Origin of the sequence: Vibrio sp. SS-MA-C1-2 (assembly GCF_021513135.1) — a bacterium.
Taxonomy (GTDB): domain Bacteria; phylum Pseudomonadota; class Gammaproteobacteria; order Enterobacterales; family Vibrionaceae.
The window spans coordinates 329,515-348,339 of the sequence record NZ_CP090981.1; the positions used below are offsets into that span (position 1 = coordinate 329,515).

Here is an 18,825-nt window from a genome sequence, read left to right on the forward strand (position 1 = left end):
CATCACCTCCCTCTGTAGCTATATATTTTTACTGTCATTTTTCTGCTTTACTCTCTTTTTCTAAAGCAGGTAATTTAACTTTAGCCTGTTTTCTTGAGAGTTCTATAACATCTGGATTATCAAATGGGCCTTTTATCTGATAATTCACTTGAGTAAAGACATCTAAGACAGGATCAAGGGCTGCGGTAACAGCAAAAACAACCAACGCAGTGGTAGGTGTAACCGCAAATGCGGTCAGAACGGGAATACCTGATGTTAAATCGGGAACAAAATTCACCCGAGCATCCACCAATTGTGTACTCAGATTCGCATTACCCTTAATCGTCATCTCACCCGCTAGCGCATCCATTGTTATATCATTACTGGTTAAAATACCGTTATCAATCTTAGCCGTGCCTTTAATGCTAGAGAACACCAATCCCTTATCAAAAATACCAGAGAAATCGAGTTGCAGTTTTCTAACAATCGAGTCGATACTAAAAACGCCTAAAAAGTTTCCTGCCCCACTGATACTAGTTATCACACCTTTACCAATATCAGTTTTAACATCTCCATTTAAGGTTTTGACATCTACTCCCCAAGGTGTTCCTTGCCATTCTGTATTGGCGCTAATATTAAAGGGTGCATTCTGAATACCACTTGAGATGCCAAATCTCTCCATCACTTCAGAGTTATCTTTTCCTGAAAATTTAAGATTTAATTTTGTATTATTAATCCCATTCTTAATCATCCACTGGCCATTAGACTCAATCTTAGTAGTACCGCTATTAATAACAACGTCACTCCAGCTTAATTGATTATTTTTATTAGTTAAATTAGCTTTTAAATCACCGAGTAAATAGCCCTGTAGCCAAGCATCTTGAATATGAATATTCATCGAGGGTAATTTTGCCATTAACATCTTTTCAAACTCTGTCGCTTTAGGATTAGATATTGACTCTTTAAAGTTAATATCTTGACCACTATCTTCGGCATTATCTCTAGTCGCCTCAATGCCTTTAAGAATTAAAAATAACTTCGATAACTTGATATCAATGGGTTTGTTTTTAGAAACATTCACCAAACCTTTGATTTCTGAACCATTTAAACGCAAAGCCCAATCACCATTACTTTCAGTCGCTTCCCCTTTGAGATTATGCCAATCAAGAGTCGCAGCAGTAAGGTGCTCTGTATTCAGTGTGATATTATTGATGGTTGGTAAAGTAATCAATGACTTACTGGCTTTAGGCCCTGAATGGTCTAAATCTCGGCCTACAACTTGCCACCAGTCATCTAACGAAATTTCGGGAGTATCAATAATAACGTCATTACCTTGATGATTCATTTTAGGTTTTTCATCTGGCTCACCGACCACTAATAAGCTGTGATTAACGCGAATTTTTGGCTGAGAAATATCATAATTAACGTAATAGTTTAAATTCGGCTGTGAGACATGAGCGGTAATATTCTCACTGTCACCCGATACAGTGACATTAAACATCTGCTTATCACCAATGGTTTTATTCAGTGGTAACGGTAGTGAACTTCCCATTTTGGTGGTATCTGCAGCAAGATCCAGATCATAAGTAAAACCAATATCTCTTAGGTGGACACCAACACCTAATTTCCAATCTGCATCACCACTAAATTGGCTAAAAACATAGTTATCTAAAACGGTATTTAATTTTGGTAGATTCCAATCACCATGAAAATTTAAATTAATGTCATACCCTTTATCAGCGCTATCTCCAGTAAAATTGAAATCAACGGGTTGGTTTAGCAAATTGCCTGTCATCTTATTGGCGGATATTTTACCGCCATCAAAATGCAGTTGACCCACAACATTTTTCAACTCAATTCTAGGGCTTTGCAGAGTCACGTTATTGCTTGGTAGGTTCGCCATCCCTTTTACGCTGACTGCACTACCATCAAAAGGAATATCTAACTTAAATTGACTATTTACAAGCCCTACAACATCGACTTGAGTGAGTGCTGCCCCCACGCTGCCGACTAATGGTGTTGACATCATATAACTATGAACATCGCGCCCTTTACCTTTAACAGAGGCATTAAGCAGCAAGTGTCCATTACCGGCAAGCGCTGGAATTTCACCATGAATACGAGTCGCAGTCACATCTTGTAATTTCGCGTAGTGGCTGTCTAAATAGAGAGCCTTATTTTGGAATAACAGATCGAGCTGCATATCATTCAGTGTTGGCCAAGCAGTATCAAAACCAAATTGAGTCTGCTTTAACCCCACTTTTGCCTGAAAAATACCATCATGCTTCTGATACGGAAAATCACTTAAATCACCATACCAAAGCAATTGAGCCGTTTTAACATTCCCGCCTTGGATCGCTTTTGATAAATAGTTCGTCAATCCCCGTCCGAGGGCGCGAGTGGGTAAATAACGCCATGTCTGCCCTGCATCATTAAGATCAGCTTCGGCATAAAAAGAGAGTTTTGCCGGTGATTGTGTTGGAAAGTCCAGTTTAAACTCACCATTAACGTTAAGGTCCGGGGTTTTCAATGCAACATGATCACTCCATAACCCCCAGCCTTGCTGTTGATTATGATACCAATGGAGTTTCACATCGCTTTTTTTAATATTAAGGGGAGCTTGAAAAACATCACCATAAGGAAGTGTATCATTCGCTAAATGCAACGAAACAAACCCTCTATTTGGAGTCCCTTTAACTGTAGCTGAAAGATGTTTAAACCCCGGGAGTAACCCCCATTGGTTCATCCCACCTCGATCGATATTTAATGAAAAGTGAGGCGCTTTATCTTTGATATTATCAACTCGAATATCACTGATATCGCCTTTGATATCGAGGGATTTTAACGTCGATTTTAGATCGCTTTGATTCGGTAAAAGGCTAAATAGTGGCGATACGCGATCCATATTAATCGCGGCAATATTTAATTTCTGTTCAGTCTTAGACCAAAGAAGGTTAATTTTAGGCTGCGGCCAAGACTGACCATCGGTTTTTATCTGTATATTTTCACTCTGTAAATGCCATTTATTGCCCTTTGGACGGAGTAATAAAGTACCGCCATCGATCGTTAAATCATGAGTAGTAAAATCTTGCCATATCAAACGACTCGGTTCTAATTTAACTTGTGCTTGTTTGATCTGTCCATGCTTCAAGTCTAACCATAAGTTAAAACTGGCATCGCCAAACTTGACACCTGAATCATCTTTTAACAGAGCCGACAACCAAGGTTCAATAGAGAAATGATTAGCCTCAATAAACACTTTACCGTCAGTATCACGCAATCGACCTGGGGTTTTTAAGTCAGCGCGAACAGATAATAAATTTTCATGGGCGCCGGCAATACTGACTTGTCCTTGGACTAAATGACGCTGAAATTGGTTAAACCAACTCAACGAAGGAATATTGATGGTGCTCACTTCACCATTCGGGGTTTGAAGTGTTAATGAGGAGTCTTTTAATGAAAAGCTCCCCATTCGTGCAAGAAAGAATTCACGTAGCTTATCAATGGTCGCTTGATTATCGCCATTCGACTTTTTGCTTTTTCTTTTTGGGATTGCCGTTAAATCGAGATGTAAGCCTTCTAAACGAACAAGATCAAAGCGAGGGTAAAGATTGGTAATTGTCGGCCAAAATGCGAGTTTTAAACTAACACTATCAATTTTTGCTATCGAAGTTGTAGCATGACTTTCATGAACATCAATCCCTTTAAGCACCAGAGCTGGGCCAAACTCTTTCCACTCACCATTAACCTGATCGATGGAGAGAGAGAAGCCTGTAATATCTTCTGTCCATTGGGTAATCTCTTGCTTATGCTCTGAAACATAAGGTAGTGCGACGCGTAAGGTTGTAACAACCACAGCAGATAAGGAGAAGAGAATTAAAGTTAGCCAAACAATAACTTTGACTAACTTAATAGAGATATGTGTTATCAAAAAACGATGCTCCGCACCAAAAATCACAGCTTAAAAATAAGCAAATTACTATACTCATCTCACCGAAAGCGACAAGGCTAAAATCGATGAGCATAGTGAACATCATTCAGCATATTTAGAGATCAACTGAGCACAATTAGTGATCTGAGTATAGAGACAAAAACATTAATTACATCATTACAACATCGAACTGCTCTTGAACATAGAGAGGTTCAATTTGAATTTTAACGTCCTTATCAATAAACAACTTTAACTCTGCCAATGCATGAGACTCTTCACCATTTAATGCTTCAGCAACTGATGCTGAGGTATAAACTAAAAAGCGATCTGCATCGTAAGCTTTATTTACTCGAGTGACTTCGCGTAATATTTCATAACAGACACTTTCAATGGTTTTTACTGTTCCTCGGCCATCACAAGCGGGACAATCACCACACAGAATATGCTCAAGACTCTCTCGAGTTCTTTTTCTTGTCATTTCAACCAAGCCTAGACGAGTAAAACCGTTAATGTTCGTTTTAACACGATCTTTTGCTAACGCAGTTTCAAGGGAATGAATCACTCGCTCGCGATGTTCATCACTTACCATATCGATAAAATCAATAATGATAATGCCACCTAAGTTACGTAATCTAAGTTGACGAGCGATTGCTTGCGTCGCTTCGATATTGGTATTAAAAATCGTCTCATCCAAATTTCGACGACCAACAAAGGCACCGGTATTGATATCAACTGTCGTCATCGCTTCAGTTTGATCGATAATTAAATAACCGCCAGATTTAAGTGTGACTTTACGATCAAGAGAACGTTGAATTTCACTCTCTGTCTCATACATATCAAAGATAGGTTGTTCACCACCATAGTACTCTAGCTTATCACTTAACTCAGGAACAAACTCTTCGGTAAACTCTTTAATGCTATTAAATGCAAGACGAGAATCGACACTGATCATCTCTAACTCTGTTCCGACAAAGTCACGTAAAATACGTTGAGCTAACCCTACTTCACCATATAACATACTGCGTGTTTTACAACGAATACGACGTTCAATCACTTTACTCCAGAGGCGCTTTAAAAATTCAGCATCTTGAATCAACTCTTTCTCTGTTGCACCTTCTGCAGCAGTACGAATAATAAAGCCACCGAGATCATCACAACAAGTTGAAACCACTTTTTTTAAGCGTCCACGCTCAGCTTCACTGGCAATACGCTGTGAGACACCGACATGACTCGCCCCCGGCATAAAGACTAGATAACGAGATGGAAGAGTAATATCAGTTGTTAAGCGAGCGCCTTTTGTACCAAGGGGATCTTTAACCACTTGAACCACGATATCTTGTCCTTGACGAACTAATTCACTGATATCACGGACTTGGAACTGTTTCTTTTCTGTTTCAGCAACACATTCTGTATGAGGGACAATATCTGAAGCATGGAGAAAAGCGGCTTTGTCTAAACCAATATCAATAAAAGCGGCCTGCATTCCAGGTAGGACACGGCTCACGCGCCCTTTATAAATATTGCCAACGATACCTCGTTTCGCTTCTCGCTCGACATGGACCTCTTGCAAGATCCCACCTTCAATCATCGCGACCCGAGTTTCACTTGGTGTGACATTTATTAGTAATTCAGCGTTCATAATTCACCTCACTAAACTGACAGTTGCCTACCAAAAAGGTAAATAATTGAAAACTATGAGGCCATAATTATACGATTATCACTGCTGTTTAGTTTAATCTTTAAAGTTAGAAAGCAATTGATCGGTTTCCAATAAAGGAAGACCCATCACTGCATAGAAACTGCCGTCAATGCGTTCAACAAATTTACCACCAATGCCTTGAATCGCATAACTTCCCGCTTTATCTTGCGGTTCTCCACTTTCCCAATACGTTTCGATTTCACTCTCTGTCAGTGATCGAAACCAAACTTTCGTGGTCACTACTTGAGTTTGCTGCTGTTGTTGATTAACAATCGTCACCGCCGTTAGCACTTGATGTTCTCTTGATGATAAGTGTCCTAACATTCTTTTTGCGTCAGATAAATTTTGAGGTTTCTCTAAAATTATATCGTCGATAACAACAATGGTATCAGCACCTAAAACAGGGATAGTGTTGGTTTTAGGTAAACTGTTTAATCCGGCTACCGCTTTATCAACAGATAGACGTTTTACATATTCTGTTGGTGTTTCACTTTCTTGATGCTGCTCTTCCACATCGACACGGAGCACTGAAAAATCCACACCTAATTGAGTTAATAACTCACTACGTCTTGGTGAACCAGAAGCTAAATAAAGTTCCGTCGTTGCTAATGTCATGACTATTTCACTCCAAATTTACGACGAATACGTCGAAGAAATAGAAATACCCAAGGCCATAATAAGAAGTTAATCAAGATAGCCCAAAGAGATTGTGGATCAAATTGAATATTCTGCATCATATACTCAGCCCAAAACTCAATTACTTTTCCGGCTAAGGTCAATAGTCCGATAACAAAAGCTTGTTGCCATAATGCCATATTTCTTAATAGTTGAAAATTTAATGCGACAATATAAGCAATAATAGCCATTGTCAGGCCTCTTGTACCAATGGTCGCACCTAAAGTAAGGTCCCAAATCAAGCCAAGAAACAGTGCCGAGCCTATATTAATCCGATGAGGCGTTGCCATTACCCAATAACACATAATGAGCATGACCCAAGATGGGCGGAAATTCTCTAACACGCCGGGCCATGGCATTATCTGTAAAATTAGCGCAATAAAAAAAGAGACCCAGATAATAAATTGATTATATGCCCCACTTCTAGCCATTTATTGTTTCTCACTTTTATTGATATCTGGAACTGCTGTGGTGTGATTAACTTGAGAAAGAGTGTTTTGAGAACCCACCTCTGAAGATACAGCTTCTTTTGTCACCTTATTTTCTGCTCTTTGCTGATCTTTATCTTTAGACCAAACCAATAATACGTACCTTAACCGATCAAAGCTGACCGCAGGAACCGCTTTTACTGTTGCAAATGGTTGAGAACTATTAAACGAGAATGAAGCAACAGAACCAACGGGATAACCTTCAGGGAAAGTACCGCCAAGCCCTGATGTCACTAATTTATCCCCAGCAAGAATATCGGCATTACTCGGAATGTGCTCAAGTTCTAATTCTTCGCTATTACCACGCCCAGAAGCAATGACTCGAATATCATTACGAACGATTTGAACAGGAATAGCATGAGAGCTATCGGTGATCAGTAATACTCGGCTATTGTGTGCTGCCACTTTAACGACTTGACCAACGACACCTTTCTCATTGATAACCGGCTGACCTTCATAAACATCATCAATATAACCTTTGTTGATCATAATTAAACGACGATAAGGGTCAGTATCCACCGCCATCACTTCAGCCACCATTTTTCGCTCATCACGGATAATGGGAGAGTCTAGAAGGTCTCGTAATCGTTTATTTTCTTGTTTAAATTGGTCTAGCAACAGAATATCGCTGTCAGCTTTTAACAGTTTAATTTTTAATGCTTGATTCTCAGCAAGTAGCTTTTTATGTGTACTCAATTGATTGGAGAGTTCATCTAATGTTGCTCGGGGAGTATTGGCAATATATTGGAGAGGAGCAACAAAGGTATTGAGGTAGACACGAATACCAACAAAAGCATTAAGACGACTATCGGCCAGCATTAAGCCGACCGACAGTAATATAGCTAAGAACAAACGAAGTTGTAGAGAGGGACCTCGACCAAAAATCGGCTTCATTGGTTAAATACCTGTTTGTCTATATACGCAAAATAATTGATGTTGTTAGTCGGCCGCAATTGAGTCTAGCCTCATGAGTATAGATATTCGATAGAATAGGGACGAAGAGCCCATACTTTTATAAATCTAGCCTAACAACCTCAAATATAGAGGGTATCACTATTTAAATAATGCAATTCACTTGGTTCTTAATTTTAAAGAAACCAAGTGAATAATACTGAGCGATTTATTCGTCAGTAAAGAGATCACCACCATGCATATCGATCATCTCTAACGCTTTGCCGCCACCACGAGCAACACAGGTTAAAGGTTCTTCAGCAACAACAACGGGAATACCTGTTTCTTCTGTTAATAAACGATCCAAATCTCGAAGTAATGCACCACCACCGGTTAGAACCATACCACGTTCAGCAACATCAGAGGCTAATTCTGGAGGGCTCTGCTCTAGGGCAACCATCACAGCAGAAACAATACCCGTTAGTGGTTCTTGCAGCGCTTCTAAGATCTCATTTGAGTTTAGATTAAAGCTACGTGGAACACCTTCGGCAAGATTACGACCACGAACTTCAATTTCGCGAACTTCATCCCCCGGATAAGCCGAGCCAATTTCGTGCTTAATACGTTCCGCCGTTGCTTCACCAATTAAGCTACCATAATTACGACGAACATAGTTGATAATCGCTTCATCGAAACGGTCACCACCAATGCGAACCGATGATGAATAAACGACACCATTAAGCGAGATAACCGCCACTTCCGTTGTACCACCACCGATATCGATCACCATTGAGCCTGTTGCTTCTGATACTGGAAGACCAGCACCAATTGCAGCAGCCATTGGTTCATCAATCAAATAAACTTCTCTAGCACCTGCGCCTTGTGCAGATTCACGAATGGCACGACGTTCGACCTGAGTAGAACCACAAGGTACACAAACTAAAACACGAGGGCTTGGACGAAGAAAACTATTATCGTGCACTTGCTTAATGAAGTGTTGTAGCATTTTTTCTGTCACATAAAAATCAGCGATAACACCATCTTTCATTGGACGAATCGCTGCAATATTGCCAGGAGTACGTCCTAACATCTGCTTAGCTTCATGCCCAACTGCCGCAACACTTTTTGGAGTACCAGCTCGATCTTGACGAATAGCGACAACGGAAGGCTCGTTAAGTACAATACCTTGGCCTTTAACATAAATTAACGTGTTTGCAGTTCCTAAATCGATAGAGAGATCGTTAGAGAACATACCACGAAGTTTCTTAAACATAATCCTGAATGTATCCTGCTGGTTATGGGCGGAATAATTTTAAATAAATAGATCAACCACAGCAGAATCACTGATCATGCTATGGTTGATAATCTGTTTTTTGAGTTATTATATCTCGCTAAAACGAAAAAAAGCGAGATTCTTGAATCTATCGTAAGGTTAACATAAAACAGAGTAAAAATTGTCAACTTCACGCAAACATCTTTTAAAATATAACTACTTTTTACCCCATCTTGAACGAGATAACTTTTTCACGGCACGCTTCTGTTCATAGAGAGCCACTTCTTTCCCAACGTAATGACCTTGTAACCCTTTAACATCTAAAGATTTTAAGGTTAACCACTCTTTTTCCGTTTCAACACCAACTGCAATAACCTCGGTTTTACTGTCACTACATGCACCCACCATACTTCGAATAAAGAGGCGATTTTCTGGACGTTTATGAATACGGCGAACTAAACTGCGATGTAGTTTAATATAATCGACCTTAAGTTCTTTAATATATTGCGTATTTACGATCATACAACCCGCTTGATCGACCAGTAATTTGCATCCAAGCCCAACAATGAGACGAGTAGCCGGACGAACCGCTTCTAATTTATTAGAAAGGCTCCCTTCTGCCATCTCAATATGAAGACGTGAACGAACACTTTTTGGTAGTTGTAATAACGTATCTCGTAGCCAAGTAACAAAATCTTGATTAATCAGTGTCTCAACTGACATATTGACTGATAGGTTTTCATTAGGTTCCGCTTTTAGCATCCCAATCGCTTCAATTAATACTAATTTATCGAATTTTGCCGTTAAACCCACTTGTTCTAATGAAGAGAGAAAATGACCCGCACGAATAATTTCACCCTTTTCATCCTTAATTTTCGCTAACAACTCATAATGCAACAGGTCTGTGCCGTCATTAATCAATACTTTTTGTTTATGGAAGAATAGACTGCGATTATCCAATACCGTTTCGAGCAAAGTGCGCCAACGGACATTGCCTCGGCTCTCTTTTAGTTCATGATCTTTTTTAAAGGCATACCAACTATTTGACCCTTGTGTTTGGGCACTACGCAGCGCCATTTCAATCTCTTCCATTAACTGAATTTGGCTCTCACCATGTTGATAATAGGTCACGCCAATATGGCACCAGTTATCTCGATTTAACGGTTTTGGTGGATCTAAACGGTCAATAGAGGTCATCAACTGATTTATCAATAAAGTCACTTCTTTAGTGGCATGTTGCGGCATAATTATCGCAAATTGCGACACATCATAGCGAGAAAGAATCGCTTCAGGGTAACGATGAATAATCGTTAATAGCGTTTTATGGCAGTTTTGAATGAAATAATCTTGAACGGTTTTATTATCCACAAACTCTAGGGCTGCCCAATCGGTGATCCGTAATAAAATCACTGCACCGTAACAACCATCATCTTCCAGAATCGTATTTAGTTGACTGTCAAAAAGGCTTCGATTCGATGCGCCTGTCAGTTTATCCATAAAGGTTTGGGTACGAATAAAAGTATCAAAGCGGCTGCGCTCTTTTCTGGCATCTTTCAACTCTGCAATATAGTAATCCAGAGCTCGACTGGCAGTTTCTGGCCACTCTCTCTCATCACGAGTTTCATAGCCATCAATTCTTCCCGCTAATAACATACGACCACGATGATCTAAAATTTCAGCGCCAACTAACTGCTTGCGTAACCAGTTAAGCCCCCAAAATAGACTGATTAAAATAACTAAAATCCCCACAGTCCAATAAGACATCGCACTTAACGAGTATTCAAGTTTGCCATAATATTGATAAGTTCCAACTTCGAGTATCAATTCAGGATGATTAGCAAGCTGCTGGTTAAGCTGGTGAAACTCATGGCCACTCGCCATATTGAATTGATGTTCAGCATGATAGAGCACCTCACCATCGCGAAGAATATCCACACTCGTGATTCGATTAATCTCTAAAAATTGAGGTATCCATTCATTTAATCGCGCCAAACCATTGGGTTTTTGTAGCTCTTGATCAACAACCAATGCAAACTCAGAAAGGAAATGGTGGATGTAACTTTGCCCTAGTTTTTCTAAACCAACGGCACCACCGACAAAAATTACCAGCATTGCGCCGACAACAATCAAAGTAACAAAAGTGGCAAGTCGATTAGTGAGGGTAACAGTGACCACTTGGCTCATAGATGATTAGCCTTTGATCGAATTTTTAGTGAATACATCTTTTTACACTCCTTGTAAGTAAGATCTTAATGTCAATATTTTGTCAAAACTTTCCTTATATAATATAGCTTGCAATTGCAAGGAACACTACTTAAGAAAGCCTATACCCTTACTTTATACTTGAAGAGACTATGTTGTTAACTTCACTTGTGTCAGTCATATTTATTGAGTAATTAAAAAATATTACAAGGCCCTTTATCGACGGCTTTAAATTACTCAATTATCATCTACCTAATAAATAGTTGTGATATAAGCGATTTATTTAATAAACAACAATTTAACTCCTGTCAGACTACACGTATACTCATCAAACTCTTTTTTTAATCATTTTAATATTATGCCTCAATCAAATCATCACCCGGTTATGGGTGCAAGCTGGATGTTAATCGCGGGATTAGCATTTGCCATCGTCAATAGTCTTGTTCAAGTCGCGAGCATCAATTTTGGTGTCTCATCTACCACGGTCGGTTTGATCCAATATGCCATCGCACTTATCGTTATTCTGCCTTACCTGAGAACCTTGGGGATCCGAAACTCGTTAAAAACTCAAAAATTTGGTATGCATTTATTCCGTGTGTTCCTTTCAGTTATCGGCATTCAACTTTGGCTTTGGGCGCTCGCTTACCCGATCCCTATTTGGCAAGGGATCGCATTACTGATGACCTCTCCTTTATTTGCCACTATTGGCTCTGGGCTATTCTTAAAGGAGAAGGTCGGTAAAGCACGTTGGGGGGCAACATTAATGGGCTTTATCGGCGCAATGATCATCTTAGAGCCATGGTCTGATGGGTTTAGTTGGGCAACACTCCTTCCCGTTGGCGCCGCATTCTTTTGGGCATGTTATTCATTAATGGTGAAGAAGATGTCTGCGGATGATTCACCATCAACCATGGTCGTTTATCTACTAATTCTAATCACGCCATTTAATATCTTTTTAGCGATTCCTGACTGGAGTATGCCAACAGGCGATGGGATTTGGTTAATACTTGTGGCAGCGGGTGCGATGACGGCGCTTGCTCAATGGTCAATTGTCAAAGCTTACTCGATTGCAGATGCATCATTTGTTCAGCCATTTGATCACGCAAAGTTGCCCTTAAATGTCTTAGCTGGTTGGATGGTTTTTGGTTGGGTTCCGCCGGGAAGATTATGGCTCGGTGCTGCAATTATTATTATATCTGTGGCGTTTATTACTCAGTACGAACGAAAAAAGAGATAAAAAAACCCAGCAACTAGGCTGGGTTCTTAGTGTTGGGCAAATCAAATCGTTATACCTGTATTACTTGGAGTATAGCCTCTGATTTGAACCCATCACGTTATTAAAATCGGTTTAAGTCTTTACTTAAAATGGAATATCGTCATCGAAATCCATTGGTGGCTCATTGTACTGCTGAGGAGCAGATTGAGGCTTTTGCGGCGCACTTTGTGGTGCTGGAGCGCTTTGCTGTTGCTGCTGAGGGGCATAACCTTGACTCTGTGGTTGAGCTGAAGGCTGTTGTGGTTGTCCCCAACCTTGATTTCCTTGCTGCTGTTGTCCCATGCCACCTTGAGGAGCACCTTGACCTGCACCACGGCTATCTAACATCTGTAATTCATTCGCGATGATCTCTGTTGTATAGCGATCAGCGCCTGATTGATCTTGCCATTTACGTGTCTGTAAACGACCTTCTAGATAAACCTTAGAACCTTTTTTTAAGTACTCACCAGCAATTTCAGCTAGACGACGATACATAGTGACACGGTGCCACTCTGTTTGCTCACGCATTTCGTTGGTGTTCTTATCACGCCATGTTTCAGAGGTTGCTACGGTAATATTTGCAACCGCACCACCATTAGGCATATAACGAACTTCTGGATCATTCCCTAAGTTACCAACTAGAATTACTTTATTTACACCACGACTGGCCATAACAGCTCCAAATATTAATCAATCCTATTGCAAATTATCTCTACTTTGCAATCTTGGTTATATTTTACATACAACCACTAAAAATAACACCATCAAATCGAGATACAATCGATCAGAATTGCATCTATCACACAATTTGGCGACTTGATTTCAAGACGTTTCACTAAAACGTGTTATCAATTCAAGGGCTAAGCTTGTTCTTTCTTGGCTAAGTTATTCCAAATGATCAACAATGAAAGAACTAATAAGCTAGATAAAAGATAAATTCCCACACTTCCCCACTGTTGATACAACGCACCGCCAATCACCCCCCCAAGAAAGCGCCGATAAACTGACTCGTACTGTACACACCGGATGCACGGCCTTTGGCTCCAACTGGTGCTAACTTTGTGAGTAATGAAGGCATTGATGCTTCTAAATAGTTAAAGCCAGAAAAATAGAACCATCCTGCCACACCCAATAGCCAAATAGATGAAGGGTTAAACAACAAGATAACTAAGCCAATGAGCAACATAATTAACGCAATTTGATTCGCTTTATTCTGGTTTTTCTTTGCCATTTTCATTAATGGGCCAAGTACTGCCAAAGCACAGAAAAAAACAGGAAGATAAAAGAACCAATGATGGTCGGGGATTAAACCGTGATCCACCAACTGCAAAGGCAACGTAATAAATAGTGCCGTCATCATTAAGTGGATAACAAATACGCCGTAATCAAGTTTAAGTAATGAGCGGTTTTTTAAAACATCACCTAATGTCCCTTGCTTTACTTTACTCGCTTTGTGTTGTTTGGGTTCTTTTGGCACCCACCAGCAAACCACAGCAATTGCAGCAATCGCCATTGCGGCAATGGTATAAAATAGACCACTTAAACCAAAATTTGCCGCTAAAAGTGGGCCAACGATCATTGAAATAGCAAATGACATGCCAATAGATATTCCAATGATTGCCATCACTTTTGTGCGTTGAGACTCTCGACTTAAATCGCCAGCTAAAGCTAAAATAGCGGCAGCAATCGCCCCACACCCTTGAATAGCTCGGCCAATTACCACGCCGTAAATCGAGTCAGAAGAGCCAGCGATAACACTACCTAATGCAAAAAGAAGTAGCCCTGCAACCATCACTGGTTTACGACCAATTTTATCAGATAATAGCCCTGCAGGGATCTGCAAAGCAGCTTGAGTCAGCCCATATGCGCCAATGGCTAAACCAATCCACATTGGGCTGACCCCTTGTAAATCTGAGGCGTAAATAGCGATAACCGGCATAATCATAAATAACCCCAACATCCGTAATACAAATACGGAAGCCAGCGAGGTAGCGGCTCTAACTTCAATCGGATTCAAAAGAACTTCTCCAGTAAAATATAAGGTACTCGTCTTATCTTAACCCTATTTTGTAAAAATTTGTTAATCCGTTTGCTGATGTTGAACAATAAACTTAAATCACACTCACTACGATAAGTTATCCATTTATTTAATTTTTCTATTTATGATCAAGTCAATCCGTCATATTATAGAAATAACAGTTCTTTGACTGAACAGATACCCTTATTTTTTTAATGGATAGATAAAATGATAAAAAAATGTCTTTTCCCTGCTGCTGGTTATGGAACACGCTTCCTTCCTGCAACAAAATCAATGCCAAAAGAGATGATGCCGATCGTCAACAAACCTCTTATTGAGTATGGCGTTGAAGAAGCGATCAACGCGGGCATTACCGGTATGTGTGTGGTAACAGGGCGTGGTAAACAATCATTAATGGATCACTTTGATAAAAACTACGAACTAGAGCACCAAATTAGCGGCACCAATAAAGAAGTCCTTCTTGATGATGTTCGCCACCTTATCGACTCAGCAAGTTACACTTACATCCGCCAGCGTGAAATGAAAGGTTTAGGTCATGCAATTTTAACTGGACGCGATCTTGTTGGTGACGAACCTTTCGCCGTTGTACTTGCCGATGACCTTTGCGTCAATGAAGAGCGGGGTGTATTAGAGCAGATGGTGGGTTTATATAAGCAATTCCGTTGTTCTATTGTAGCCGTTGAAGAAGTCCCAGCAGAGGAAACTCACAAATACGGTGTTATCTCAGGCGAAGAGATCCGTGATGATATCTTCCGTGTGGATACCATGGTTGAAAAACCAGAACCAGGCACAGCACCAAGTAACTTAGCGATTATTGGTCGCTACATTCTGACACCTGATATTTTTGATATTTTAGAAAATACGCCTCCAGGTAAAAATGGTGAAGTTCAAATTACCGATGCACTATTAGAACAAGCTAAAAGTGGCTGTGTCTTGGCATATAAGTTTAAAGGTCGTCGTTTTGACTGCGGTAGTGTTGAAGGCTTTATTGAGGCAACTAACTTTGCTTATGAGAATATCTACTCTAAAGATAAGCATGCTGAACTTGCGAAAAAAAGCACTAAAGAAAAGAAATAATCGTTAAAAGAGTATATCTAAAGTAATTGGAGTTGGTAGTCGGCGACAAGTAAATGAGGTCCCATGAGTATAGGTGTACTATACAATTGGGGCGAATGAACGATGTCAGCAACCTAGCAGCTTCAAGTATGACGCGATAGGTGGATTTTACCTTTAAGGTGCAATATATTAGCGATGCTTAAAGTAGAAATCACAAACTGTTCCAAACTAAAGATGACTCACTGACTATTTAAGATGTTGTCATAACATTCAAAATAGTGTGATTGAATGAAGGATTGTTATGAAAATAGATACCATGGCGAAAGCCTTTAAAGAACTCGGCCACGCTACGCGTTTAAATATATATAAAAATGTGATTAAAGCAGGTGTCAACGGCACTCCTGTTGGCTCAATTCAAGAAGAATTATGTATTCCTGCGTCCACGCTTTCACATCATATTTCGAGTCTAATATCTGCTGGACTTATCTCTCAACGTCGAGAGGGACGTGTTTTATACTGTGTTGCAGAATATGATTGTTTACAGTCTGTTATCGATTTTTTACAAGAAGAGTGCTGCATTAAAGATCAATAACTAGCACAGCAAATGAAACAACTCTCTGTTTCAATTCAATTTCTTAAATTCGATCACACTTCTTCAACCTAACTGGTCGCTAAGCGCTGCCAGTTTAGTCCAAATTAAATCATATTTTTAGCTATCTTAGCTGATAAGACCAGTATTTTGCTGCGATTTGTTGTTAATTCGCTATAATCGTCAGCTACAATACAAAATATCTACATCAAAAAGTCTTACTTGCTAATTTTAGTTTTTACTGGCAAGTTATTGACAAACACTAGCAAAAATCGTGAAAAAATGTAGCGAAAACATCAAATATTGCGGTTAAGTTGGCGGAATTTAAGAAAACAATTCATCAGCTTCCAGTAATAACAGAGAAATCGCACTCATCGCTTTTGTTAATAATTTGCAACATTAGCTCAATAATCTGATGCTGATGTAGATATTAATTAATAGAATTCAGAAAATGTAGAGCCATTTAGATGATAAATACCTATGCATTTTTACTCACGCCAACGAAGCTTCGCAAAATCGTTGGATGTTGATATTCCATTTATAGAAGTGCAGCTAGTCAATGTGCACGCACGAGAACTTTTGTTTTCTCTTCCCAACTATCGGATAAAATAGTCGAGAAGCTAAAACAAATAGCGATGAATTTGTACTGAGTGTTGCGACACGTCGTTTCAATCAGTTAATCCTCATAATATAGATAAGAGTAGATACGATGGATATTCGTAAGATAAAGAAACTAATCGAATTGGTAGAAGAGTCTGGTATTGCTGAATTAGAAATTTCAGAAGGTGAAGAGTCAGTACGCATTTGTCGTGCAACTGCACCTATCGCAGTACCGGCTCCAGTCGCTATTGCAGCAGCACCAGTTGCACAAACAGCTGCTCCTGTTGCCGCAATTGAAGAAGCGCCAGCAGAAGTAACAGGTCACAGCGTTCGCTCTCCAATGGTCGGTAGTTTCTACCGAGCGCCAACACCTGAAGCTAAGCCATTCGTTGAAGTAGGACAGCAAGTCAATGTTGGTGATACTCTGTGTATTGTTGAAGCCATGAAAATGATGAACCAGATCGAAGCTGATAAAGCAGGTGTGGTTAAAGCTATCCTTGCAGAAGATGGACAGCCGATTGAATTCGATCAAGCACTTGTTATTATCGAATAATTAGAGGCACCTTATGTTAGATAAAATTGTCATCGCTAACCGAGGCGAAATTGCATTACGTATCTTACGTGCATGTAAAGAGCTCGGTATTAAAACTGTAGCTGTTCATTCTACTGCTGACCGCGATTTAAAGCATGTATTACTTGCTGATGAAGCAATCTGCATCGGTCCTGCTCGTAGTATTGACAGCTATCTAAATATCCCTCGTTTGATTAGTGCTGCTGAAATTACAGGCGCAGTTGCAATTCACCCTGGATATGGCTTCCTTTCAGAAAATGCAGATTTTGCTGAGCAAGTTGAACGCTCTGGCTTTATCTTTGTGGGACCTAAAGCGGAAACTATCCGTTTAATGGGTGACAAAGTTTCTGCTATCAATGCCATGAAAAAAGCCGGTGTTCCTTGTGTACCAGGCTCTGATGGTCCATTAAGTAACGATGAAGCTAAAAATAAAGCATTTGCAAAACGTATTGGCTATCCAGTCATCATCAAAGCCTCTGGTGGCGGCGGTGGTCGTGGTATGCGTGTCGTACGTAGCGAAAAAGATCTTGCTGAATCAGTTGCAATGACTCGAGCAGAAGCGAAATCCTTCTTCGATAATGATATGGTTTACATGGAAAAATTCCTAGAAAATCCTCGTCACATCGAAGTTCAGGTTCTTGCTGATGGTCAAGGTGGCGCAATCCATCTTGGTGAGCGTGACTGTTCTATGCAGCGTCGTCACCAGAAGGTTGTTGAAGAAGCTCCAGCACCAGGTATTACAGCAGATATGCGTAAGTATATTGGTGAACGTTGTTGCCGTGCTTGTGTTGAAATCGGCTATCGTGGTGCAGGTACTTTCGAATTCCTATATGAAAACGGTGAGTTCTACTTCATTGAAATGAATACCCGTATTCAGGTTGAGCATCCAGTCACTGAAATGGTAACTGGCGTTGACTTAATTAAAGAACAACTTCGTATTGCAGCCGGTCAACCATTATCGTTCACTCAAGATGACATCCAGATCCAAGGTCATGCTATTGAGTGTCGTATCAATGCAGAAGATCCAGTGACATTTATGCCGTGTCCAGGTGAGATAAAACGTTTCCATGCCCCTGGTGGTTTAGGTGTACGTTGGGAATCACACATCTACACTGGTTATAAAGTACCACCGCATTATGATTCAATGATCGGTAAACTTATCTGTTATGGTGAAAACCGTGATGTTGCGATTGCGCGCATGAAAAATGCCCTTGGCGAACTCGTTGTTGATGGTATTAAGACCAACACACCATTACAGATGGATATCATGAATGATGAGAGCTTCCAACACGGTGGCGCAAACATTCACTATCTAGAGAAGAAACTTGGACTTCAATAAGTTAACCTATTAGCTTGTTCATATTCAAAATTTCTTTTTAGAAAGATAAATAGCGATAACAGTAGAAATACCTACTTTATCGCTATTTTTTTATCCAAAATTAAGGGCTGATCACCCAATCTTTTATTCTAATATGCTGGATTTTTCTCAGTGGGTTTCACTAAATAACCCCCTATTTGTCCGATAAATATCTAATATATTTTTTACATTCTGTTATCGACATACGATCAAAATTAGAC

General features: G+C 39.9%; 14 protein-coding genes. 5 read left to right on the plus strand and 9 right to left on the minus strand.

Annotation, left to right across the window (positions count from 1 at the left end; translation table 11 throughout):
* Nucleotides 1–34: 34 nt before the first annotated feature.
* From L0B53_RS06095 to csrD, 7 genes are all read right to left on the minus strand, one after another.
* Nucleotides 35–3,910: a YhdP family protein gene (locus L0B53_RS06095; protein WP_235061256.1), complete on the minus strand. Its 3,876-nt coding sequence runs from the start codon at nt 3,908–3,910 to the stop codon at nt 35–37.
* Between the two features lie 169 nt (nt 3,911–4,079).
* Nucleotides 4,080–5,549, minus strand: a complete 1,470-nt coding sequence (rng, locus tag L0B53_RS06100; RefSeq protein ID WP_235061257.1) for a ribonuclease G — start codon at nt 5,547–5,549, stop codon at nt 4,080–4,082.
* Nucleotides 5,550–5,642: 93 nt separating this feature from the next.
* Nucleotides 5,643–6,224 carry a nucleoside triphosphate pyrophosphatase gene (locus tag L0B53_RS06105; protein ID WP_235061258.1) on the minus strand — a complete coding sequence of 194 codons (582 nt, stop codon included), beginning with the start codon at nt 6,222–6,224 and terminating at the stop codon, nt 5,643–5,645.
* A gap of 2 nt (nt 6,225–6,226) precedes the next feature.
* A complete protein-coding gene (gene mreD / locus L0B53_RS06110; protein ID WP_235061259.1) occupies nt 6,227–6,715 on the minus strand; it encodes a rod shape-determining protein MreD in 489 nt (162 codons plus the stop codon).
* Nucleotides 6,716–7,666 (minus strand): rod shape-determining protein MreC, encoded by a 951-nt coding sequence (gene mreC / locus L0B53_RS06115; RefSeq protein ID WP_235061260.1) that lies wholly within the window; start codon nt 7,664–7,666, stop codon nt 6,716–6,718. It abuts the gene before it with no gap.
* A gap of 226 nt (nt 7,667–7,892) precedes the next feature.
* Complete coding sequence (locus L0B53_RS06120) at nt 7,893–8,936, minus strand: rod shape-determining protein (protein ID WP_235061261.1); 1,044 nt, start codon at nt 8,934–8,936, stop codon at nt 7,893–7,895.
* Between the two features lie 216 nt (nt 8,937–9,152).
* Nucleotides 9,153–11,120, minus strand: coding sequence for an RNase E specificity factor CsrD (gene csrD / locus L0B53_RS06125; RefSeq protein WP_235061262.1), 1,968 nt, complete (start codon nt 11,118–11,120; stop codon nt 9,153–9,155).
* A 376-nt stretch (nt 11,121–11,496) separates the two neighbouring features.
* Between csrD and L0B53_RS06130 the strand changes: the two genes are divergently transcribed.
* Entirely contained in the window at nt 11,497–12,375 is an 879-nt protein-coding gene (locus L0B53_RS06130) for a DMT family transporter (protein ID WP_235061263.1), read from the plus strand.
* Between the two features lie 123 nt (nt 12,376–12,498).
* Here L0B53_RS06130 and L0B53_RS06135 read toward each other — a convergent pair whose 3' ends face one another.
* Nucleotides 12,499–13,065 (minus strand): single-stranded DNA-binding protein, encoded by a 567-nt coding sequence (locus L0B53_RS06135; RefSeq protein ID WP_235061264.1) that lies wholly within the window; start codon nt 13,063–13,065, stop codon nt 12,499–12,501.
* A 304-nt stretch (nt 13,066–13,369) separates the two neighbouring features.
* Complete coding sequence (locus tag L0B53_RS06140) at nt 13,370–14,410, minus strand: MFS transporter (protein ID WP_235061265.1); 1,041 nt, start codon at nt 14,408–14,410, stop codon at nt 13,370–13,372.
* A gap of 228 nt (nt 14,411–14,638) precedes the next feature.
* Here L0B53_RS06140 and galU point away from each other — a divergent pair, with 228 nt between their 5' ends.
* The 4 genes from galU (at nt 14,639) to accC (ending at nt 18,586) form a co-directional block, all read left to right on the plus strand.
* Nucleotides 14,639–15,508 (plus strand): UTP--glucose-1-phosphate uridylyltransferase GalU, encoded by an 870-nt coding sequence (galU, locus tag L0B53_RS06145; RefSeq protein ID WP_235061266.1) that lies wholly within the window; start codon nt 14,639–14,641, stop codon nt 15,506–15,508.
* Nucleotides 15,509–15,788: 280 nt separating this feature from the next.
* On the plus strand, nt 15,789–16,079 hold the full coding sequence (locus L0B53_RS06150; protein WP_235061267.1) for a helix-turn-helix transcriptional regulator: 291 nt from the start codon (nt 15,789–15,791) through the stop codon (nt 16,077–16,079).
* 706 nt (nt 16,080–16,785) lie between these two features.
* Entirely contained in the window at nt 16,786–17,229 is a 444-nt protein-coding gene (accB, locus tag L0B53_RS06155; RefSeq protein ID WP_235061268.1) for an acetyl-CoA carboxylase biotin carboxyl carrier protein, read from the plus strand.
* Between the two features lie 13 nt (nt 17,230–17,242).
* On the plus strand, nt 17,243–18,586 hold the full coding sequence (accC, locus tag L0B53_RS06160; protein ID WP_235061269.1) for an acetyl-CoA carboxylase biotin carboxylase subunit: 1,344 nt from the start codon (nt 17,243–17,245) through the stop codon (nt 18,584–18,586).
* The last annotated feature ends 239 nt before the right edge of the window (nt 18,587–18,825 follow it).

Coding starts and splice junctions, on each gene's coding strand:
- L0B53_RS06105 (WP_235061258.1), bottom strand. CDS start 6,224: ATGACATTAGCAACGACGGAACTTTATTTAGCTTCTGGTTCACCAAGA.
- csrD (WP_235061262.1), bottom strand. CDS start 11,120: ATGAGCCAAGTGGTCACTGTTACCCTCACTAATCGACTTGCCACTTTT.
- mreD (WP_235061259.1), bottom strand. CDS start 6,715: ATGGCTAGAAGTGGGGCATATAATCAATTTATTATCTGGGTCTCTTTT.
- accC (WP_235061269.1), top strand. CDS start 17,243: ATGTTAGATAAAATTGTCATCGCTAACCGAGGCGAAATTGCATTACGT.
- L0B53_RS06150 (WP_235061267.1), top strand. CDS start 15,789: ATGAAAATAGATACCATGGCGAAAGCCTTTAAAGAACTCGGCCACGCT.
- galU (WP_235061266.1), top strand. CDS start 14,639: ATGATAAAAAAATGTCTTTTCCCTGCTGCTGGTTATGGAACACGCTTC.
- mreC (WP_235061260.1), bottom strand. CDS start 7,666: ATGAAGCCGATTTTTGGTCGAGGTCCCTCTCTACAACTTCGTTTGTTC.
- L0B53_RS06135 (WP_235061264.1), bottom strand. CDS start 13,065: ATGGCCAGTCGTGGTGTAAATAAAGTAATTCTAGTTGGTAACTTAGGG.
- L0B53_RS06120 (WP_235061261.1), bottom strand. CDS start 8,936: ATGTTTAAGAAACTTCGTGGTATGTTCTCTAACGATCTCTCTATCGAT.
- rng (WP_235061257.1), bottom strand. CDS start 5,549: ATGAACGCTGAATTACTAATAAATGTCACACCAAGTGAAACTCGGGTC.
- accB (WP_235061268.1), top strand. CDS start 16,786: ATGGATATTCGTAAGATAAAGAAACTAATCGAATTGGTAGAAGAGTCT.
- L0B53_RS06130 (WP_235061263.1), top strand. CDS start 11,497: ATGCCTCAATCAAATCATCACCCGGTTATGGGTGCAAGCTGGATGTTA.